The sequence below is a fragment of the Pseudoxanthomonas sp. G3 genome, assembly GCF_057654715.1.
The window spans coordinates 3,310,390-3,331,335 of the sequence record NZ_CM172805.1 but is presented as its reverse complement, the minus strand read 5'-3'; the positions used below and the strand labels follow the sequence as shown (position 1 = coordinate 3,331,335).

Annotated in this window: 18 protein-coding genes; 9 read left to right on the top strand and 9 right to left on the bottom strand. The window is 68.4% G+C overall.

Going from position 1 to position 20,946, the window contains the following annotated elements; all coding sequences use genetic code 11:
• Window positions 1-17 precede the first annotated feature (17 nt).
• Both AC23D6_RS15985 and AC23D6_RS15980 read left to right on the top strand, forming a co-directional pair.
• The gene (locus AC23D6_RS15985) at window positions 18-275 is read left to right on the top strand and encodes a type II toxin-antitoxin system Phd/YefM family antitoxin (RefSeq protein ID WP_487750196.1); all 258 of its coding nucleotides are present in this window, start codon (window positions 18-20) and stop codon (window positions 273-275) included.
• Complete coding sequence (locus AC23D6_RS15980; RefSeq protein WP_487750195.1) at window positions 263-583, top strand: type II toxin-antitoxin system RelE/ParE family toxin; 321 nt, start codon at window positions 263-265, stop codon at window positions 581-583. Before AC23D6_RS15985 ends, AC23D6_RS15980 begins: the two co-directional genes overlap by 13 nt.
• Window positions 584-589: 6 nt before the next feature.
• On the opposite strand, the gene AC23D6_RS15975 is transcribed toward AC23D6_RS15980, so the two are convergent.
• The 6 genes from AC23D6_RS15975 to AC23D6_RS15950 all read right to left on the bottom strand — a co-directional run bounded on the left by AC23D6_RS15975 (window position 590) and on the right by AC23D6_RS15950 (window position 7,543).
• A complete protein-coding gene (locus AC23D6_RS15975) occupies window positions 590-958 on the bottom strand; it encodes a hypothetical protein (protein WP_487750194.1) in 369 nt (122 codons plus the stop codon).
• Between the two features lie 110 nt (window positions 959-1,068).
• Window positions 1,069-1,839, bottom strand: coding sequence for a LytR/AlgR family response regulator transcription factor (locus AC23D6_RS15970; protein ID WP_487750193.1), 771 nt, complete (start codon window positions 1,837-1,839; stop codon window positions 1,069-1,071).
• Window positions 1,836-3,098 carry a sensor histidine kinase gene (locus tag AC23D6_RS15965; protein WP_487752662.1) on the bottom strand — a complete coding sequence of 421 codons (1,263 nt, stop codon included), beginning with the start codon at window positions 3,096-3,098 and terminating at the stop codon, window positions 1,836-1,838. The genes AC23D6_RS15970 and AC23D6_RS15965 overlap by 4 nt, the downstream gene beginning before the upstream one ends.
• A 141-nt stretch (window positions 3,099-3,239) precedes the next feature.
• Complete coding sequence (locus AC23D6_RS15960; RefSeq protein ID WP_487750192.1) at window positions 3,240-3,953, bottom strand: phosphoadenylyl-sulfate reductase; 714 nt, start codon at window positions 3,951-3,953, stop codon at window positions 3,240-3,242.
• Window positions 3,950-5,653, bottom strand: a complete 1,704-nt coding sequence (gene cysI, locus AC23D6_RS15955) for an assimilatory sulfite reductase (NADPH) hemoprotein subunit (RefSeq protein WP_487750191.1) — start codon at window positions 5,651-5,653, stop codon at window positions 3,950-3,952. Before cysI ends, AC23D6_RS15960 begins: the two co-directional genes overlap by 4 nt.
• A gap of 24 nt (window positions 5,654-5,677) precedes the next feature.
• Window positions 5,678-7,543: an assimilatory sulfite reductase (NADPH) flavoprotein subunit gene (locus tag AC23D6_RS15950; RefSeq protein WP_487750190.1), complete on the bottom strand. Its 1,866-nt coding sequence runs from the start codon at window positions 7,541-7,543 to the stop codon at window positions 5,678-5,680.
• Window positions 7,544-7,744: 201 nt separating this feature from the next.
• Here AC23D6_RS15950 and cysD point away from each other — a divergent pair, with 201 nt between their 5' ends.
• The 7 genes from cysD (at window position 7,745) to AC23D6_RS15915 (ending at window position 18,118) form a co-directional block, all read left to right on the top strand.
• On the top strand, window positions 7,745-8,656 hold the full coding sequence (gene cysD / locus AC23D6_RS15945) for a sulfate adenylyltransferase subunit CysD (RefSeq protein WP_487750189.1): 912 nt from the start codon (window positions 7,745-7,747) through the stop codon (window positions 8,654-8,656).
• A 172-nt stretch (window positions 8,657-8,828) separates the two neighbouring features.
• Window positions 8,829-10,703, top strand: coding sequence for a sulfate adenylyltransferase subunit CysN (gene cysN / locus AC23D6_RS15940; RefSeq protein WP_487750188.1), 1,875 nt, complete (start codon window positions 8,829-8,831; stop codon window positions 10,701-10,703).
• A gap of 151 nt (window positions 10,704-10,854) precedes the next feature.
• The gene (locus tag AC23D6_RS15935; protein WP_487750187.1) at window positions 10,855-11,952 is read left to right on the top strand and encodes an efflux RND transporter periplasmic adaptor subunit; all 1,098 of its coding nucleotides are present in this window, start codon (window positions 10,855-10,857) and stop codon (window positions 11,950-11,952) included.
• Between the two features lie 5 nt (window positions 11,953-11,957).
• Complete coding sequence (locus AC23D6_RS15930) at window positions 11,958-15,092, top strand: efflux RND transporter permease subunit (RefSeq protein ID WP_487750186.1); 3,135 nt, start codon at window positions 11,958-11,960, stop codon at window positions 15,090-15,092.
• Entirely contained in the window at window positions 15,085-15,636 is a 552-nt protein-coding gene (locus tag AC23D6_RS15925; RefSeq protein ID WP_487750185.1) for a GNAT family N-acetyltransferase, read from the top strand. The genes AC23D6_RS15930 and AC23D6_RS15925 overlap by 8 nt, the downstream gene beginning before the upstream one ends.
• A 117-nt stretch (window positions 15,637-15,753) precedes the next feature.
• Window positions 15,754-17,253: an alanine/glycine:cation symporter family protein gene (locus AC23D6_RS15920; protein ID WP_487750184.1), complete on the top strand. Its 1,500-nt coding sequence runs from the start codon at window positions 15,754-15,756 to the stop codon at window positions 17,251-17,253.
• On the top strand, window positions 17,225-18,118 hold the full coding sequence (locus tag AC23D6_RS15915) for a TrmH family RNA methyltransferase (protein ID WP_487750183.1): 894 nt from the start codon (window positions 17,225-17,227) through the stop codon (window positions 18,116-18,118). The genes AC23D6_RS15920 and AC23D6_RS15915 overlap by 29 nt, the downstream gene beginning before the upstream one ends.
• Before the next feature lie 132 nt (window positions 18,119-18,250).
• Here AC23D6_RS15915 and AC23D6_RS15910 read toward each other — a convergent pair whose 3' ends face one another.
• From AC23D6_RS15910 to AC23D6_RS15900, 3 genes are all read right to left on the bottom strand, one after another.
• Window positions 18,251-19,639, bottom strand: a complete 1,389-nt coding sequence (locus AC23D6_RS15910) for a M28 family peptidase (RefSeq protein WP_487750182.1) — start codon at window positions 19,637-19,639, stop codon at window positions 18,251-18,253.
• A gap of 92 nt (window positions 19,640-19,731) precedes the next feature.
• The gene (mscL, locus tag AC23D6_RS15905; RefSeq protein ID WP_487750181.1) at window positions 19,732-20,136 is read right to left on the bottom strand and encodes a large-conductance mechanosensitive channel protein MscL; all 405 of its coding nucleotides are present in this window, start codon (window positions 20,134-20,136) and stop codon (window positions 19,732-19,734) included.
• A gap of 77 nt (window positions 20,137-20,213) precedes the next feature.
• The gene (locus AC23D6_RS15900; protein ID WP_487750180.1) at window positions 20,214-20,921 is read right to left on the bottom strand and encodes a fumarylacetoacetate hydrolase family protein; all 708 of its coding nucleotides are present in this window, start codon (window positions 20,919-20,921) and stop codon (window positions 20,214-20,216) included.
• Window positions 20,922-20,946 lie beyond the last annotated feature (25 nt).

Sequence of the window (20,946 nt, the reverse complement as noted above, 5' to 3'; positions counted from 1 at the left end):
ACTGTAGTGTCACTCGCATGCGCACCGAACTCGTCACCACGTTGAAGCGCCAAGCCACCGATCTGCTGGCCGATGTTGAACGTGATCGTGAGCCGATCCTGATCACGCAGCACGGGCTACCCAGCGCGTATCTGGTCGATGTGGAAACCTACGAAACGCTGTTGTCTCGCATGGCCATGCTGGAAGGCATCGCGCGCGGCGAGCAGGCCATCGCCGAGGGGCGTACCGCCACCCATCGCCAAGCCAGGGACCGGCTTGCCAGATGGTTGAAGTAGTCTGGTCAGAGCCGGCCCTGGCCGACCTTGACGCCGTTGCCGACTACATCGCTCTGGACAACCGCGCGGCCGCCGTCGAGCTGGTCCGACGCGTATTCGCGCATGTGGAACTCTTGGCGGATCACCCGGACAACGGCAGCCGACCTCCGGAGCTGAAGCGCGGTCGCTATCGCCAGATCGTCGAACCGCCATGCCGCGTGTTCTACCGATCTGAGCCGGGACGCGTGCTGATCCTGCATGTCATGCGCAGCGAGCGCCTGCTCCGGCCCGGCATGTTGCAAGCCCGCAAGGTCAGCAAACCACGCTGATGCCCCTTAGGCACCGCAGCCCGGGTCTTTGCCGGCATCCTGGGATACGCATTGCCGGAAATCCTGCGGCAGACCGCGGATCTCGTGCGTCTTGCCAGGTGCCAGGCTGAAGTCCTCCAGCGGCGTGCGGGAGCAGGCCGCGGGGTTCTCGCCCGCGGCAGGTGCTGGGCAGCGTTCTGTATACACGCGGTAGTGGCACTGCCCGGTTTCGCTGGCGAAGCATTCGAACGTGGCCACGCCCTCGCGTAGCGTGGTTTTGCTGAAAAGCGTGTCCACGCCGTTCGCGCTGCTGTGGTGGATGGTGGTGACGCTGGGTTTCTCGTTGCATCCTGCCAGGGCCAGCAGGCAGGACATCAGGGACGTGATGATGCGCATGGCGGTTCCTCGGTTTCCATTCGGCAAGGGCATGCCCACCACGGCGCGAAGGCGCCATGCCGGCGATGCCACGTTGGATGCCGCACGGGGCGGCAGGGTTTACGGCGGCGCTACATGTTGCGGAACAGGGTCATGAAAGGCTGGCTTACGGTCAGCGTCTCCGGGCGGTTCTTCAGCTTCAGCCGGCCGCGGCCGGTGTCGTCGCGACTGACCGAGGCCACGGCCTTCATGTTGACGATGGTGGAGCGGTGGATCTGCTTGAAGGTGGTGGCGTCCAGCGAATCCAGCAGTTCGCGCAGCGGCGTGCGCAGCAGCGATTCGCCCTCGGCCGTCATCACCGTGGTGTACTTGTTGTCCGCCTGGAAGTAGGCCACGTCGTCCACCATGATCAGCTTGGTGTCCTTGCCCGCGCTGGCGGTGATCCACACCAGCGGCGGCTTGGACGAGGCGACCTGGCGCGCCGACAGGTGCCGCAGCAGCGCGTCCAGCGTGGCGCCATCCGGATGCCCCGCCGCCACACGCGCCTGGATGCGCTGCACGGTGGCCAGCAACCGCTCGCGCGTGATCGGCTTCAGCAGGTAGTCGATCGCGCCCTGCTCGAACGCGTCGATCGCGTACTGGTCGTAAGCGGTGACGAACACGACCTGCGTGCGCGGGCTGGCCTCCGCCAGGCCGCGCGCCACCTCGATGCCGGTCAGGCCGGGCATGCGGATATCGAGGAAGGCGACATCCGGCTGCAGCTCGGCGATCGACTCCAGCGCGCTGGCGCCGTCCTCGCATTCGGCCACGATCTGCAGCTGCGGCCAGGTGTCCTTCAACAACGAGGACAGCGCCGTACGCAGCAGTTCCTCGTCCTCGGCGATCACGCCCCGGAAGTTCATGCGGCACCCGCCTTGCCGGCCAGCGGCAGCGTCAGCGTGGCAGCGACGCCACTGGGGAAGTTGGACACGATGGCGAACGAAGCCTCGTTGCCGAAGGTCAGGCGCAGGCGTTCGCGCAGGTTCTTCAGGCCGATGCCGGTACCCGTGCTCTGGCCGCCGAAACCCTGGCCATCGTCGGCGACGGTGAGCGTGGCGTGGTCGTCGTGCTTGCGGGCAAGGATCCAGATGGTGCCGCCGCCGGTCTTCGGCTCCAGCCCGTGCTTGATCGCGTTCTCGACCAGTGTCTGCAGCATCATCGACGGCATTGGCACCGGCTTCAGCGCGTCCGGCACCTCGACCTGCACGTTGAGCCGCGTGCCCATGCGGATCTTCAGGATCTCGAGGTAGGCTTGGGTGCGTTCCAGTTCCTCGCCCAGCGTGGAGAGCGCATCGTCGGTGCGCGGCAGCGAGCTGCGCAGGTACTGGATCAGGTGGCCCAGCATGATGTCGGCGCGCGGCGGATCGGTGCGCGTCAGCACCTGCGCGCTGGCCAGCGTGTTGTAGAGGAAGTGTGGCTCCACCTGCGCGTTGAGCAGGTTCAGGCGCGCCACCGTCAGTTCCTTTTCGCTGACGGTCTTCACGACGTCGGCCTGTTCCTGCCTGCGCTGGTCGGCGACGCGGCGGGTGATGGCGCGGGTGACGGCTTCGGCGTTCTCCACGTTGACGCCGTCGTCGAGCACGAACAGGTCCAGCCACGCGCTCGCGTCCGGCCCGACCATCAGGGTGATGCTGCTGGTGCCGTTGCCTGGCGTGACCGTGGCCTGCACCAGGTCGCGCTTCACTGCGAAGCGCGCCATGATGTTGAAGCGCGAAGGCTGGCTGGGGCCGTCGAAGCTGTCCACTCGGCGCACCTTGACGCGCAACTGAAGGCTGTCGGGCGCGCTTTCCGCGTCTTCGGCGCGCGGCAGCTCGCGCAGTACGCCTTCGATCAGGGAAAACGCCGCAGCGGTGTCCAGCGGCACTTCGATCTGCCTGCGCTGGCGACTCGACAGCGCGGCGCTGTCCAGGCGTCCGGTGATCAGCCAGATGCGGCGCAGGTGGCTGATCGTGCCGATCAGCACCGAGATCATGACCAGCGTCGCGGCCAGGTTGAACAACCAGCTGGCGCCGCCGGACAGGAACGTGTGCTCGAACAAGCCGTTCCACACCAGGCCCGCGATGAGTACCGCGCCGAACCAGGCGATAAGGATGCGGATGATCAGGAGCAGGCTGGGGAACACGTCGGGCACCACGGCGTCGGGAGTGCCGTGGAGGATAACGGGGTCGCCCGCGCAGGGAAGGGGGGCCGCGACGGAACCCGCGATCCGGCGACGAAACCGGGTGGACCCGGGGCGAAGCTCAGGGCTGAGGACGCTCGGCCGTCAGACCTCGATGTGGATGCCGCACTCGCGCTTGAGGCCGTTGAAGCGGGTGTCTTCTTCGCGCATGCCGGGCTCCCAGCGGCGCGTGGTGTGGAAGTCGCCGATCGACACGTAGCCCTGTTCCCACAGCGGGTGATAAGGCAGGTCGTGCTGCTTCATGTACTGCCAGACGTCGCGATCGGTCCAGTCGACGATCGGGTTGAGCTTCCAGCGTTCCTCGCGCTGCTGCAGCACCGGTGCGTTCGCACGGCTGGTCGCCTGGGTACGGCGCAGGCCAGTGAACCAGGTGCCCACGCCGAGTTCCTTCAGGGCCCGCTTCATCGGCTCCACCTTGCGCAGGCTGTTGTACTGCTCGATGCCGACCAGGCCTTGTTCCCACAGGCGACCGTGGCGGGCTTCCATCCACGCGCGGCTGACCAGCGGGCGGAACACCTGCAGGTTGAGCTTCAGGCGCTCGACCAATTCGTCGGCGAAGCGGTAGGTCTCGGGGAACAGGTAGCCGGTGTCGATCAGGATCACCGGCACGTCCGGCTTCTGCTGCGAGACCATGTGCAGCAGCACCGCGGCCTGGGCGCCGAAGCTGGATGACATGGCGGCTTCGGCCGGCCCGTGCTTGAGCGCCCAGGCGACGCGCTGCTCGGCCGTCTGCGTTTCCAGCCACGCGTTCTGCTCGGCGATCTGGTCGGTGTCCAGGGAAAGGGCGGGGGCGCTCATGCGTGCAGTTCCAGGGCGATCTGTCGGTGGGTGGGGTAGGCGGGCAGGGTGACCACGCCGCTGCGGTGGAGGAAGTCGCCGAAGCCTTCGCCGTCGTCGCGTTCGCCGGCGTAGCGCGCGAACAGACCGTCGAGCGTGTCGAGGATGGCGGCCTCGTCGATGTTCTCGCGGTACAGCGTGTTGAGGCGTTGTCCGCGTGCGTCGCCGCCGAGCATCAGGTTGTAGCGGCCCGGCGCCTTGCCGACGAGGGCGATCTCGGCGAGATAGGGACGCGAGCAGCCGTTGGGGCAGCCGGAGATGCGCAGCAGGATCGGCGCATCGCGCAGGCCGTGCTTCTGGAGCAGCGGCTGCAGGCGGTCGGTGAAGTCGGGCAGATAGCGTTCGGCTTCCGCCATCGCCAGGCCGCACGTCGGCAGCGCCACGCAGGCCACCGCCGCGCGCTGCAGGGCCGTGCCCAGGCGCTGCCCGTCATCCAGTCCGTGCGCCTTCACCAGCGCGTCGATGCGCTCGCGTTCGCCGGCGGGCACCCCGGCGATCACCAGATTCTGGTTCGCCGTCATGCGGAACTCGCTCCGATGCACGTTGGCGATCTCGCGCAGGCCGGTCAGGTGCGTCGCATGCGCGGTGTCGGCGATGCGCCCGGCGAACAGATGCAGGGTCAGGTGCCAACGCCCGTCTTCGCCTTCCACCCAGCCGTAGCGGTCGCCGTTGTGGTCGAAGCGGAACGCATGCACCGGCTGCAGCGTCACGCCGCTGCGGCGCTCGATCTCGCCGACCACCGTCTCCAGGCCATGGTCGTCGATCGTGTACTTGAAGCGCGCGCGCTTGCGCACGTCGCGGTTACCGAGGTCGCGCTGGGTGGTGACCACCGCCGTGGCGACATCGAGCAGCTGCTCGGGCGTGATGAAGCCGACCACGTTGCCGACGCGCGGGTAGGTGTCCGCATCGCCATGGGTCGCGCCCATGCCGCCGCCGATCACCAGGTTGAAGCCGGCCAGCACGCCGTCATCGAGGACCGCGATGAAGCCGAGGTCGTTGGCGAACACGTCCACGTCGTTGACCGGCGGTACCGCGAAGCCGATCTTGAACTTGCGCGGCAGGTAGGTGGCGCCGTAGATGGGCTCCTCTTCCTCGCCGCTGCCGGCCACGCGCTCCTCGTCCAGCCAGATCTCGTAGTAGGCGCGGGTATTGGGGAGCAGGTGTTCGGACAGCTTTGCCGCCCACGCCTGCACCTCGGCGTGCGCACGCGACACCAGCGGATTGGCCGCGACCAGCACGTTGCGGTTGACGTCGCCGCAGGCGGCCAGCGTGTCGATCAACGCAGCGTTGATGGCCTGCATCGTCGCCTTCAGTTCGCGCTTGATGACGCCGTGGAACTGGAAGGCCTGGCGCGTGGTGATGCGCAGCGAATGGTTGGCATACCGGGTGGCGATCGCGTCCAGCTTCAGCCACTGCTCCGGGGTGACCACGCCGCCCGGCGTGCGCGTGCGGATCATGAACTGGTAGGCCGGCTCCAGCTTCTGCCGGCGGCGCTCGTCGCGCAAGTCGCGGTCGTCCTGCTGGTAGCTGCCGTGGTACTTGATCAGCGTCTGGTCCGCTTCGCGCAGCGCACCGGTGACCGGATCGGCCAGGCTGTCGAGCAGGCTGCCGCGCAGGCGGTGGCTCTCGGATTTGATGTCTTCGACGGAGTGATTGCTCATCGGTGTTCCGCTGTAGGAGCGACGTCAGTACACGTCGCGGCTATAGCGCCCCTCCGTCTGCAGGGTCACCAGGTACTCGCGGGCGGCCTCCGCATCCAGCCCGCCGTGCTCGGCCACGATGGCCTGCAGCGCGGCATGCACGTCCTTGCCCATCGTGATGGCGCCGCAGACGTACAGGTGCGCGCCGTTCTGCAGCCAGTCGTAAACCTCGCGGCCGCGTTCGCGCAGGCGGTCCTGGACGTAGATCTTGCGGGCCTGGTCGCGCGAGAACGCCAGGTCCAGGCGATGGAGCTCTCCGTTGCGCAGCGCGTCCTGCCACTCGCTCTGGTAGAAGAAGCCGTGGTTGAAATGCTGCGCGCCGAAGAAAAGCCAGTTGCGTCCGCGCGCGCCGGTCTCGGCGCGTTCCTGCACGAAACCGCGGAACGGCGCCACGCCGGTGCCCGGGCCGATCATCAGGATGTCGCGGCTGCTGTCGGCCGGCACGCGGAAGCGTTCGTTGGCCTCGATGTAGACCGGCACCTGGTCCCCTTCGTCCAGCGCCGACAGGAAGCCGCTGGCGGCGCCGCCATGGGCGTGGCCAAAGGCCTCGTAGCCGAGCACGTCGACGGTCAGGTGCGCTTCCTCGCCCACGCGCTTGCGGCTGGAGGCGATCGAGTACAGGCGCGGTGCGAGCGGACGCAGGGCGGCGACCAGTTCCTGCGCGCTCCAGCCGGCGGGCCAGCGGCGCAACACGTCGATGATCTGGTGGCTGCCGAACAACTGCCCCAGCGACGGCGCATTGGCCGGGCCGAGCAGGGCGTTGAGGTCGTCGGCCTGGGCGTGCGCGGCGTGCGTGGCGAGGAACGGCCGCGACAGGCGGGTCAGCTCGCGGCGCGCGGCCAGCCACTCGCGCAGCGGCAGGGTGTCGCCGCTGTCGCTGACGGCCGTATCGCCATCGAGTTTCAACGCATCCAGCACGCCATCGACCAGCGCGGCCGGGTTGCGGTGGCGCACGCCGAGCGCGTCGCCGGGTTCGTAATGCAGGCCGCTGCCTTCCAGCGACAGCTCGACATGCCGCACGTCTTTGTCGGCGGTGCCGTGCTGGCCGAAGCGCGGGCCCTTGAAGTCGCGGCCGCTGATGCGCTGGTTGAGCAGCAGCTCGGCGGGGAACGGGTGCTCGTGCGACCACGCGGCGGCGTGACCAGGTCGCAGCGGCGTGACGGTCGCCAGCGGGGCCGAGACCGCTGCCGGTGCTTTCAGCAGGTCGCGGGCATGCGCCACGGCCTGTTCGCGCCACGGCGTGGCGACGGTGTCGATGTCCAGGTCCGCCAGCCCCGCGGCGAACAGGCGGCTGCCGCCCAGTTCGGCCAGTCGTGCGTCCAGCCGCGTCGCGATGCCGCAGAAATCGGCATAGCTGGAATCGCCGAGACCGAGCACGGCGTACTTCAGTTCCGGCAGCTTCGGCGCGCGCTTGCCGCGCAGGAATTCGACCAGGCCGATGCTGTCGTCCGGCGGGTCGCCTTCGCCCTGGGTGCTGATGACGATATAGAGCAGGCGTTCGGCCGCCAGCTCGCGCTGCGGGTAGGCGTCGGCGCGCAACAGGCGGACCGACAGTCCGGCCGCTTCGGCCTGTTGCGCAAGCGCTTCGGCGGCACGGCGGGCGTTGCCGGTCTGGCTGCCGTAGACGATGGTCAGTCGCTGGGCCGTCTGCGGACTGGCGGCAGGCGTGATCGCCTTCGGCAACGCGGCGGGCGAGGCCTGTGGGGCCAACTGGGCCTGCGCCAATCCAGCGGCATAGCCGGAGATCCACCACAGGCTGGCGCCGTCCAGCCCGGCCACCGCCTGCGCCAGCAGCGCCCGCCGTTCCTCCGCGAGGGGGATGGGGGCGGGGACGGGTTGGGTGGCGGACATCGGTAGGGCCCACGGCACGACTGGGAGGGTCGATGTTAGGAACCCGTTCCGGCGAGCAGAAAGGACGCCTGGTTATGGGCTTATGTCCCCCGCTTATTTCGCCGGCATGAGCCCGTGGCCGAATACTGGCCGCCCTCCCGGTCCCATGGCGAAGCCCTGATAGGCTAGCGCGTCCGGATTCCACCCCTGCCGCGCCCCTCGATGACCGCCGTACACCGCCTGTCCCACCTCGACCGCCTGGAAGCGGAAAGCATCCACATCCTGAGGGAGGTCGCCGCCGAATTCCGCAACCCGGTGCTGCTGTACTCGGTGGGCAAGGACAGCTCGGTGCTGCTGCATCTGCTGCTGAAGGCGTTCGCCCCGGCCCGACCGCCGATCCCGCTGCTGCACGTGGACACGCGCTGGAAGTTCCGCGAGATGATCGCCTTCCGCGACCGCCGCGCCGCCGAGACCGGCGTGGACCTGCGCGTGCACATCAACCCGGACGGCATCGCCCGCGACATCGGCCCGATCACCCACGGCGCCACGGTCCACACCGACGTGATGAAGACCCAGGGCCTGAAGCAGGCGCTGGACCACTACAGGTTCGATGCCGCCATCGGCGGTGCCCGCCGCGACGAGGAAAAGTCGCGCGCCAAGGAGCGCGTATTCTCGTTCCGCAACGACAAGCACCGCTGGGACCCGAAGAACCAGCGTCCCGAGCTGTGGAACCTGTACAACGCGCGTATCAACACCGGCGAGAGCGTGCGCGTTTTCCCGTTGTCGAACTGGACCGAGCTGGACATCTGGCTCTACATCTACCGCGAGCACATCCCGGTGGTGCCGCTGTATTTCGCCGCCGAGCGACCGGTGGTCGAGCGCGACGGCGCGCTGATCATGGTCGACGACGAGCGCCTGCCGCTGCACGGGGGCGAAGTGCCGCAGCAGCGCCGCGTGCGTTTCCGCACGCTGGGCTGCTACCCGCTGACCGGCGCGATCGAATCCGAGGCCGATTCGCTGGAGAAGATCATTGCCGAGATGCTGGTGACCACCAGTTCCGAACGCCAGGGCCGGGTGATCGACCACGACCCCGGGGCGTCGATGGAGAAGAAGAAGCTGGAGGGGTATTTCTGATGAACGCCCTTACCCCGTCGTCCCAGCGAAGGCTGGGACCCACTTTGACGTTTGCGCGATGCATGTCTCGCGCAGGGATGCCAAGCAAAATCAAGATGGATCCCAGCGTTCGCTGGGATGACGATACCGAGGCTGATGCACCCGAGGCTGGAAAGATCGAGGTAGCGGCGGCATGAGCAATACGGAAGACATCGCCTCTTACCTCAAGCAGCATGAAGAAAAGCCGTTGCTGCGCTTCATCACCTGCGGCAGCGTGGATGACGGCAAGAGCACGCTGATCGGCCGCCTGCTGTACGACAGCAAGCGCCTGTTCGACGATCAACTGGCCGCGCTGGAGAAGGACAGCCGCAAGCACGGCACCCAGGGCGAGCGCATCGATTACGCGCTGCTGCTGGACGGCCTGGCTGCCGAGCGCGAGCAGGGCATCACCATCGATGTGGCCTACCGCTACTTCGACACCGACCAGCGCAAATTCATCGTCGCCGACTGCCCCGGCCACGAGCAATACACCCGCAACATGGCCACCGGGGCGTCCACCGCGGACCTGGCCGTGGTGCTGGTGGATGCGCGCAAGGGCCTGCTGACGCAGACCCATCGGCACAGTTACATCGTCTCGCTGCTCGGCATCCGCCACGTGGTGCTGGCGGTGAACAAGATGGACCTGGTCGATTTCGACGAGACGGTGTTCACGCGCATCGCCGACGACTACCGCGCGCTGGCGCGGCGCCTGGGCATCGACGAGGTCACCTGCATCCCGTTGTCGGCGCTGGAGGGCGACAACCTGTCCTCGCGTTCGTCGCGCACGCCCTGGTACGACGGTCCCGCCCTGCTCGAACACCTGGAACGCGTGCAGATCGATGCGCAGGCCGACGGCGCCGGCCTGCGCCTGCCGGTGCAGTGGGTGAACCGCCCGCACCAGAACTTCCGCGGCTACGCCGGCACTATCGCGGCGGGCGTGGTGAAGCCGGGCGACGAGGTGGTCGTGCTGCCGTCGTCGCGCCGCACGCGGGTGGCGCGGGTGCTCGATGCCGATGGCGAAGTCGCATCCGCCTCGGCCGGTCAGGCGGTCACGTTGACTCTGACCGAGGAGATCGACGTCAGCCGGGGCGACGTGATCGCCGCGGCGGGCGATCCGCCCGAAGTCGCCGACCAGTTCGCCGCCCACCTGCTGTGGATGTCGGATGCGCCGCTGCTGCCGGGCCGGCCCTACCTGATGAAGATCGGTGCGCGCACCGTGTCGGCCACGGTCACCGAGATCAAACACCGCATCGACGTGAACACCCAGGAGCACCTGGCCGCCAAGCGGCTGGAGCTCAACGAAGTGGGCTATTGCAACCTCAGCCTGGACGAACCGATCGCGTTCGAGGCCTACGCACGCGACCGCGCGCTGGGCGGCTTCATCCTGATTGATCGCTACGACAACAGCACGGCGGGCGCCGGCACGCTGGACTTCGCCCTGCGCCGCGCCGGCAACGTGCATTGGCAGCACGTCGACGTGGACAAGGCCGCCCGCGCGCGCCAGAAGGGCCAGGTGCCGAAGGTGCTGTGGTTCACCGGCCTGTCGGGTGCGGGCAAGTCGACGATCGCCAACCTCGTCGACAAGCGGCTGCACGCGCTCGGCTACCACAGCTTCCTGCTGGACGGCGACAACGTGCGCCATGGCCTGAACCGCGACCTGGGCTTCACCGACGAAGACCGCGTGGAGAACATCCGCCGTGTGTCGGAAGTGGCCAAGCTGATGACCGACGCCGGCCTGATCGTGCTGGTCAGCTTCATCTCGCCGTTCCGCGCCGAGCGCCGGATGGCGCGCGAACGGTTCGACGACGGCGAGTTCGTCGAGGTCTTCGTCGACGTGCCGCTGGCGTTGGCCGAATCGCGCGACGTGAAGGGGCTGTACAGGAAGGCGCGCGCCGGCCTGATCCCCAACTTCACCGGCATCGACTCGCCCTACGAGGCGCCGGAGCATGCGGAACTGCACCTCGACGCCGGCGCGGGCGATCCGGAGGCGCTCGCCCTGCAGGTCCTGGCTCATCTCGGGCTCGACTGACCGGCGTACGCTGCAAGGGTCATTGGTCATGGTCGGGCGTGTCCACCGCACGCCCTTCGGCGCGTTTCCGGCACGAACCGCCGCATCCACGCCAGCGCGGGCCACGTAGGCTCGTTAAACTCCGTGGATAACGAAGATTACGGGATGATCCATGCTCAGCCGAACCGGAACCCGCCGCCTCGCGGCCGTCCTGCCGCTCCTGCTGCTCGCCGCCTGCGGCGGCTCGGAGCCGCAGGCGAAGGCGAACGGCAACGCGGCCGAGCGTCCTATTCCGGTCACCACCGCGGTGGTGCAGCCGTCGGCCTGGAGCGACACCCTGCAAGCGCTTGGCACCGCCAAGGCGCGTGAGTCCGTGACCCTGACCGCGAAGGTCAGCGAGATCGTCCAGGACGTGCACTTCGAAAGCGGCCAGCAGGTCGCCGCCGGACAGAAGCTGGTCACCCTGAAGGGCGATGCCGCGCAAGCCGCGTTGGTCCAGGCCGAGGCCACCTACGCCGAAGCCGAGCGCCTGTACCGCCGGCAGAAGGAACTCGCCGACCAGCAGCTGATCGCGCGCTCGCAGCTGGACACCCAACTGGCGTTGCGCGATGCCGCCGCCGCGCGCGTGCGTCAGGCACGTGCGGACATCGGCGATCGCAGCGTGCGGGCGCCGTTCGCCGGCGTGCTCGGCATCCGCCAGGTCAGCCCCGGCTCGCTGATCACCGCCAACAGCACCATCGCCACGCTCGACGACGTCTCGCGCATGTACGTGGACTTTCAGGTGCCGGAAGCCGCGCTCGCTTCGGTGGAAGACGGCCACGTCGTCACCGCCACCACGACCGCATTCCCGGGCGAAACCTTCGAAGGCAAGGTCGAGACCGTCGATGCGCGCATCGACCCGGCCATCCGCGCGGTCACCGTGCGTGCCGTGTTCCCCAACGACGGCCGCAAGCTGCGCCCGGGCATGCTGCTCGACGTGCGCCTCTTCCGTCCCGAGCGCCAGGCGCTGGTGATCCCGGAGATCGCGGTGGTGCAGGTGGGGCGTGATTCGTTCGTGTACCGGGTGAAGGCCGACGGTAGCGTCGAGCAGGCCGCAGTCACCGCTGGCGTGCGCCGCGATGGCCAGGTCGAGATCGTGAAGGGCGTGGCCGCGGGCGATCGCATCGTCATCGACGGGACCGGCAAGCTGCGCCCCGGCGTGAAGGTCGCCGATGCCGCGCCCGCCGCGCCGGCGAAGCAGGATGCGCCCGCCGCCGACGGCCAGGGCTGAGCGCCATGAAGCTCTCCGACCTGTCGATCAAGCGCCCCGTCTTCGCGGTGGTGGTCAGCCTGCTGCTGGTCGTGCTGGGCGTGATGTCGTTCCTGCGCTTGACCCTGCGCGAGCTGCCCAACATCGATCCGCCGATCGTCTCGGTGGAGGTGAACTACCCGGGCGCCTCCGCCGCCGTGGTCGAGACGCGCATCACCCAGATCCTCGAGGATGGCCTGTCCGGCATCGAGGGCATCAAGACCATTCAGTCCAGCAGCCGAAACGGCCGCTCGGACGTGACCATCGAATTCAACCTCAGCCGCGACATCGAAGCCGCCGCCAACGACGTGCGCGACCGCGTCAGCCGGGTGATGAACCGCCTGCCGGAAGAAGCCGATCCGCCGCAGATCTCCAAGGTCGAGGCGGACGCCGACGTCATCATCTGGTTGAACATGCGTTCCACCGTGATGGACACGATGGAGCTGACGGACTACGCCGACCGCTACGTGCTGGATCGGCTCTCCGCGCTCGACGGCGTGGCGCGCGTGCAGCTCGGCGGCGGCCAGCGCTACGCGATGCGCGTCTGGCTGGACCGCGAGGCGATGGCCGCGCGCGGCGTGACCACCAGCGACGTGGAAACCGCGTTGCGCGCGCAGAACGTCGAGCTGCCGGCCGGCCGGATCGAGTCGCAGACGCGCGATTTCACCCTGCGCGTCGAGCGCGGCTACCAGCGCCCGGAACAGTTCGCCCAGCTGCCGCTGCGCAAGGGCACCGACGGCTACGTGGTACGGCTCGGCGACGTGGCGCAGGTGGAACTCGGCGCGGAAGAGCGCCGTTCCTACCTGCGCAGCAACGCGGTCCCGAACGTCGGCCTGGGCATCGTGCGCACCTCCACTGCGAACGCGCTGGACGTGGCGCGCGCGGCGCGTGCCGAAGCCGAGGTAATCCAGCAGACCCTTCCCGAGGGCACCGAGATCTTCGTCGCCTTCGACAGCACCACCTTCATCGAGGCCTCCATCGAGCGCGTGTACTGGACGCTGGGCGAGGCGATGGTGCTCGTGTTCCTGGTCATCTGGCTGTTCCTCGGCAGCCTGCGCGCGGCGCTGATCCCGGCGGTGACGGTGCCGGTGTGCCTGATCTCCGCGTTCATCGCGCTGTACGCATTCGGCTTCTCGATCAACCTGCTGACCCTGCTCGCGCTCGTGCTCTGCATCGGCCTGGTGGTGGACGACGCCATCGTGGTGCTTGAGAACGTGCAGCGCCGCGCCGACCTTGGCGAGCCGGCCCTGGTCGCGGCGCGCCGCGGGACCACCCAGGTCGCCTTCGCGGTGATCGCGACTACTGCGGTGCTGGTGGCGGTGTTCCTGCCGGTGGGTTTCATGGAAGGCAACACGGGCCGCCTGTTCCGCGAGCTGTCGGTAGCGCTGGCCGCGGCGGTGGCGATCTCGGCGTTCGTCGCCCTGACGCTGACGCCGATGATGTCGTCCAAGCTGGTGCGCCCGCACACCGAACCGCGCGGGCTGAATGCCTGGACCAACCGCACGCTCAACCGCATCAGTACCGGTTACGGCCACCACGTCGAACGGCTGGTGGCGCTGAGCGGCAAACGCATCCTCGGCCTGGTGCTGCTGGCGATGGCACTGTGCGGCATGGCCATCGTCGTGCTCGGCCTGCGCGTGCCCAGCGAGCTGGCACCCGCGGAAGACCGTGGTCGCTTCTTCGTCATGGTCGATGGGCCGGAAGGCGCCGGCTTCGATTACATGGTGAACCAGATGCAGCAGGTGGAGCGCATCGTGATGGGCCAGGTCGGCGGCGACAAGCCGATCGAGCGCGCCAACTCCCGCGTGCCGCGCGGCTTCGGCGGCAGCGAAGACATGCATACCGGCCAAGTCATCGTGTTCCTGCAGGACTGGCACGAGCGCGAGGCCACCACCGACGATGTCGTCAACGGCCTGCGCGCCGAGCTGTCCAAGCTGCCCGGCGTGCAAGCGCGCGCGAACGTCGCCGGTGGCCTGGTCGGCAGCCGCGGGCAGCGCTACCAGCTGGTGCTCGGCGGCCCCGATTACGCTGAACTGGCGCAGTGGCGCGACCGCATCCTGCAGCGGATGGAAGGCAATCCGGGCATCCAGGATCCGGATTCGGACTACAAGGAAACGCGCCCGCAGATGCGGGTGAACATCGACCGCGACCGCGCCGCCGACCTGGGCGTGTCGGTGCAGGAGATCGGTCGCACGCTGGAAACGATGATGGGCTCGCGCCAGGTGACCACGTACGTGGACAACGGCGAGGAATACGACGTCATGCTGCAGGCCGGCCGCGAGAAGCGCGCCAACACCGAAGACCTGGCGAATACCTACGTGCGCGGCAGCGATGGCGCGCTGATCCCGCTGTCGAACCTGGTGACGCTCATCGAGATCGCCGAGCCGGGTACGTTCAACCGCTTCAACCGCCTGCGTGCGATCACCATCAGCGCCGGCCTTGCGCCGGGCTACACGATGGGCGAGGCGCTGGAATGGACGCGGCAGGCAGTGGACGAAGAGCTGCCCGACTACGCGCAGATCGACTGGAAGGGCGAATCGCGCGAATACCAGGAAGCCGGCGGTGCCATCCTCCTGACCTTCACCCTGGCGCTGCTGATCGTGTACCTCGTGCTGGCCGCGCAGTTCGAGAGCTTTGTCCACCCGCTGGTGATCATGCTGACCGTGCCGCTGGCGGTGCTCGGCGCGCTGATCGGCCTGTGGGTGACCGGCGGCACGCTGAACCTCTTCAGTCAGATCGGTATCGTGATGCTGATCGGCTTGGCCGCGAAGAACGGCATCCTGATCGTCGAATTCGCCAACCAGCTGCGCGACGACGGCGCCAGCGTGGCGCAGGCCATCGCCGAATCCGCGCGCGTGCGCCTGCGCCCGATCCTGATGACGTCGGTGGCCACCGTCGTCGGCGCGGTGCCGCTGGTGCTGGCCGGCGGCCCGGGTTCGGCCAGCCGCGCGACCATCGGTATCGTGGTGATCTTCGGTGTGACCTTCTCCACGCTGCTCTCGCTGTACGTGGTGCCGGCGTTCTACGCGCTGCTCGCGCCGTTCACGCGCTCGCCCGAGGCGGTCGCGCACGAGCTGAGCAAGCTCGAAGCCGAAACCCCCTCCGTCGGCGGCCATGGCTGATGCCGGCGCACGCCCGTTCGATGGCGTGCGCGTCGGGGGCGACGGGTTCCTCCTGCGCGCATGGCGGCAGGACGATCTGGAGGCACTGCTGCGGCATGCGGACGATCCGCAGGTGCCGCGCGGCCTGAGCGACCGCTTCCCGCATCCCTACACGCGCGCCGACGGCGAGGCCTTCCTCGCCGGGCGCGTCGTCGACCTCCGCCACCCGGTGTTCGCGATCGAGATCGACGGCGAGGCCTGCGGCGGGATCGGCGCGCGCCCGCACGCGGGCGAGAAAGCGCATAGTGCGGAATTGGGCTATTGGCTCGGCCGATGGCACTGGGGGCTCGGCCACATGACGCGCATCGTCGCGGCCTACCTGGAATGGGTTGTGCCCGCGTTGGGGCTGCTCAGGATCGAGGCGAACGTGCTGGACACCAATCCAGCCTCGGCGCGGGTGCTGGAAAAGAACGGCTTCGCCGAGGAAGGTTGCCGACGGAGCGCGATCCGCAAGCCGGACGGACTGCACGACCTGAGGCTGTTCGGGCGGGTCTGGCCGGGCTGAAACGCCCGCGGGGACTGCGCAGCGGCGCGTGTTGCGGTTATCTTGCAGGGACCCGGCGGCGCCCTGCGCCGCCTTCCCGTATCCCAGCGCACGCACGAACGACGGAGACGCATCCCCGTGGAAGCCCTTTTCAACTGGTTGAACGGCATCATCTGGAGCAACGCGCTGATCGCGCTGTGCCTGGGTGCCGGCCTGTGGTTCACCCTCCGCACCCGCGTGATGCAGGTGCGCGGCTTCGCCGAGATGTGCCGGCTGACCGTCACCGGGCAGAAGTCGGAAGCGGGCGTGTCCTCGTTCCAAGCCCTGGCCATCTCGATGGCCGGGCGCATGGGCATCGGCAACATCGCCGGCGTCGCCACGGCGATCGCCTACGGCGGCCCCGGCGCGGTGTTCTGGATGTGGGTGATGGGCTTCCTGGGCGCGTCGACCTCGTACATCGAGTGCACCCTGGCCCAGATCTACAAGGAAAAGGACGGCGAAGGCCGTTATCGCGGCGGCCCGGCCTACTACATCGAGAAGGCGATGGGTCTGAAGTGGTACGCGATAGCGTTCGCTGTGGCCACCGTCATCGCCACCGGCCTGCTGCTGCCGGGCGTGCAGGCCAATGCCATCGCCGACAGCGCCAGCAACGTGCTGTGCGGCGCCGGTGCCTGCGAGGCCGTGGGTGGTCCCGGCGCACTGAAACTGTGGTTGGGCGTGGGCGTGGCGGCGGTGCTGGCGCTGATCATCTTCGGCGGCATCAAGCGCATCGCCACGTTCGCCGAAGTCGTGGTGCCGTTCATGGCGCTGGGCTTCATCCTGATGGCGGTGATCGTGATGATCGCCAACGCGGGCAAGGTGCCGGCGATGTTCGCGGACATCTTCTCCAGCGCGTTCGGCGCGCACGCGGCGTTCGGCGCCATCATCGGCCAGGCCATCATCTGGGGCGTGAAGCGCGGCATCTACGCCAACGAAGCCGGCCAGGGCACCGGCCCGCACGCCGCCGCGGCCGCCGAGGTTTCGCACCCGGCCAAGCAGGGCTACGTGCAGGCGTTCGCGATCTACTTCGACACCATGCTGGTGTGCACCTCGACGGCGTTCCTGCTGCTGTCCACGGGCATGTACAACACCTTCAAGAGCGTCACCGTGAACGGCAAGGAGACGCTGGTGGAGATCTTCTCCGGCGTGCCGGGCGTGCAGCCTTCGGAAGGCGCGCAGTTCACCCAGGCGGCGGTGGAGTCGGTGCTGCCGGGCTGGGGTGCGGGCTTCGTGGCGCTGGCGCTGTTCTTCTTCGCCTTCACCACCATCATGGCCTACTACTACATGGCCGAAACCAATCTCACCTACCTGGCCGGCGTGAAGAAGACCCACCCGCTGGCGACGCTGCTGCTACGCCTGGGCATCGTGGGCATGGTGATCTTCGGCGCCTATCACAACGCCGCGATGGCCTGGACGCTGGGCGACATCGGCGTGGGCCTGATGGCGTGGTTGAACGTCATCGCCATCCTGATCCTGCAGAAGCCGGCGTTGATCGCGCTGCGCGACTACGAACGCCAGAAGAAGCTCGGCCTGGACCCGACCTTCGACCCGGATGCGCTGGGCATCCGCAATGCCGACTTCTGGAAGACGAAGGCCTGACGTGAGCAATCCCTGGAACACCCGTCCGCCGCGTCCGCCGGGCCACGCGCCCGACCGCCGGCGGCCGCCGCGCGACGCCGAAGAACGCCCCGCACGCGCGCAGGCGCCGCGCGAAGAGCGTCCCGCCGGCAGCGCGCGCGACGAACTTCGCCTGTACGGCCTCAATGCCGTGCAGGCGGTGTTCGCCCGGCGCCCGGAAGCGATCCGCAAGGTGTACCTGACCGAATCGCGGATCCAGGCGCTGAAGCCTTTGCTGGCCTGGTGCGTGAAGCAGCGCGTGGGCTATCGCGTCGTGGAGGAGGGGGATCTGGACCGGCTCGCCGCCAGCACGCACCACGAAGGCGTGGTGGCGGATGTGCGCAAGGTCGAGCCGCTGCCGATGTCCGACTGGCTGCGCGCGTCGCCCGAAAGTCAGCCCGTCGCGGCACTGTGGCTCGATGGGGTAGGCAACCCGCACAACTTCGGCGCGATCCTCCGCTCGGCCGCGCACTTCGGCGTCGCCGGCATCCTGTTGCCGCGTGACTCGACGCTGGCGATCTCCGGCGCGGCCGCACGCGTGGCCGAGGGCGGCGCCGAACAGGTGCCGCTGGTGCGCATGGGGCAGACCGACAATGCGGCCGCCCAGTTGCGAAATGCGGGCTTCTTGCTGGCCGCCACCGTGGTGCGCGGTGGCGACGATCTCTTCGCCGCGAAGCTGCCGCAGCGCCTGGTCTACGTGATGGGCGCCGAAGGCGAGGGGATGGATGCGCGTTTGGCCGCGGCCTGCGATGCGCGCTTGTCGATTCCCGGCACCGGCGCCGTCGAGAGCCTCAATGTCGCGGCAGCGACGGCGGTGTTCCTGGCGCAGTGGAAGCAGCGTCTGTAGAGCGGAGCTTGCTCCGCCGCCTTGTGCCGTTGTAGAGCGGAGCTCGCCCCGCTGCTCCGCTTCGATAGCCTAGCAAGCTCGGCTCTACGTCGTGATTTCGTCTGGCAGCCGAGCAAGCTCGGCTCTACACCATCATTCCTTCAGCTGGCTGCCGAAATCGCCGTCGGCTTCCGCCGCCAAATACGCGAACACGGTATATGCCGCCACGTTCTGCGCCAGCGCGGCGGGGTCGATCTTGTCCAGCGTGTCGTCGGCGTTGTGGTGCAGGTCGAAGTAGTCGCTGCCATCCTGCGCCAGCCACGCCCACGCCATGCCCTTGGCCGCGAAGGGGCTGATGTCCGGGCCCGCGCTGCCCTTGCCGGGCGCGTACTCGATGCCCAGTGGCGCCAGCGCCTGCGCGATCTGCTCGGTGGCCTTGCGCGCGCGCTCAGGTGCGCCGGTGTTGAAGGCGTAGATGCGGCCGGCGCCGAAGTCGCTCTCGGCGGCGATCTGGTGGCGGGTGATGTCGCCCAGGTGCTTGTCCGCGTATGCCTTGCCGCCGTAAAGGCCTTGCTCTTCGTTGGCGAAGGCGATCACCCGGATCGTGCGCTTGGGCGCCTGCTTCAGCTTGCCGATCAGGTGGCCTGCCGCCATGGTGATGGCGATGCCGGCGCCGTCGTCGATCGCGCCTGTGCCGAGATCCCAGGAGTCCAGGTGGCCACCGATCACCACCACATCCTTCGGCAGGCTGCGCCCAGTGATTTCGCCGATCACGTTATGCGAGGTGTACTCGCCGTCCCAGCCGCAATCCAGTGCGAGCGAGACGCGCACGGGGCCGCGCTGCAGCAGGCGCGCCAGTTGGTCGGCATCGGGAATGGTCAGGGAGGCCGATGGCACCGGCGTCAGCCCTTCGTCGAAGCGGGTGATGCCGGTGTGCGCGACACGGTGGTTGTCGGTGCCGGCCGAGCGCATCAGAAACGCGATCGCGCCCTTGCGGATCGCGGCCGACGGGCCCTTCGAACGGATCGCGCCGCCGTTGCGATAGTCGCTGCCGTCGCGCGCGGACGTCATCTGGTAATCGACGAAGGCGATCTTGCCGGCCAGCGAGCCCGCCGGTGCGGCTTCCAGCGCGGCCAGGTCGGCGAAGCGGACGATCTCCGCTTCCACCGTACCTGCGGGGCTGCCGCCCAGCGCGGTGACGGTCAGCGGCTGCGCATGCGCGCCGACGACGGATGCGTGCTCGCTGCGGCGCTCCCACTTCGGGAACGTCACCGGTTCGATCCAGACCTTATCGAAGCCGAGCGCCTTGAACTTCGCCTGCGCCCACGCCACGGCCTTGGCATCGGCCTCGCTGCCGGCCAGGCGCGGGCCCACTTCGGTGGTCAGCGATTCGACGACGTTCCAGCCGGTGCGGTCGGCGAGAGCCTGTTCGCGCAACTGCGCGGCGGTGGCGAGGGAGGAATCGGGGATGCGGGTTTCGCGGGAGGCGGCGAGGGCGGGCGCGGTGACGGCCAGGGCAAGCAGCAACGGAGCAAGACGCATGGAAAGTCCCGGAAAAACGAAGGCCACGAGCTTAGCAGCCCGTGGCCCTGTGTTTCCGTCGACGGCGTTGCCGATCCGGAACGCCGCGTTCGTTATTTCTTCAGCGCGTCGCGGATCTCGCGCAGCAGCAGCACGTCTTCGGGTGGCGCGGCGGGAGCGGCCTCGGGCTTGCGGTGCAGGCGGTTGACCGCCTTGACGAGCAGGAAGATCGCGAAGGCGACGATGACGAACTGGATCACCGTGTTGAGGAATTCGCCGATGCCGATCACGACAGCGGGGACCTCTTTGCCGGCGGCATCGACCGTGGCTTCCTTCAGCGTCCACGCCCACTTCGAAAAGTCGACACCGCCAATCAGATAGCCGATGGGGGGCATGATGATCTTGTCGACCAGCGTGGTGACGATCTTGCCGAAGGCCGCGCCGATCACCACGCCGACGGCGAGGTCGACCACGTTGCCGCGCGCGATGAATTCCTTGAACTCGCTGATCATGCCCATTGCGGAATCTCCTTGAACGGCGCCGACACGCCACTGCGGTGGACTATAACCCCGTGCGTCGACGGCGCAAGGCGGGATCAGCCGGTGACGCGCCCACGCAGTTCCACCACGCCGTCGAGCGAGGCCACGAACGTATCGCCCGGCACCAGCGCGGCGACGCCGGCCGGCGTGCCCATGAAGACCAGGTCGCCGGCCTTCAACGCGTAGAGCTTCGACAGTTCGTGCAGGATGTCGGGCACGTCCCAGATCAGATCGTGCAGCGCGCCGTGCTGGCGGACATCGCCGTTCACGCGCAGGGTCAACGTGCGGGTATCGAGCGCGCCGACCTCGGCGGCGGCGACCAGTTCGCTGATCGGCGCCGAATGGTCGAAGCCCTTGCCGGTGTCCCAGGGCAAGCCCTTCGCCTTGGCGGCTGCCTGCAGATCGCGGCGGGTCAGATCCAGGCCCACGCCGTAGGCGACGACCAGGGCTTCGGCGGCTTCGCGCGACAGCTCACCGGCCGGCGCGTCGACGCCCAGGGCCACGACCAGTTCCACTTCATGATGCAGGTCGTTCGTGCCCGGTGGGTACGGCGCATCCGCATGGCCCGTCACGATCGCATCGGCCGGCTTGTGGAAGAACACCGGGGTGCCGCGCTCGGCTTTCGAGGCGGGCGCGGCCGCGTCCATTTCGCGCGCGTGGTCGGCGAAGTTGCGGCCCACGCAGAAGATGCGGCGTACGGGAAACGTGCCGCCGCCGCGCACGGGAACGCGGGGTACCGGTGGGGTGGGGATGATGTCGGACAAGGCGGCGATCCACTGTGTCGGGAGG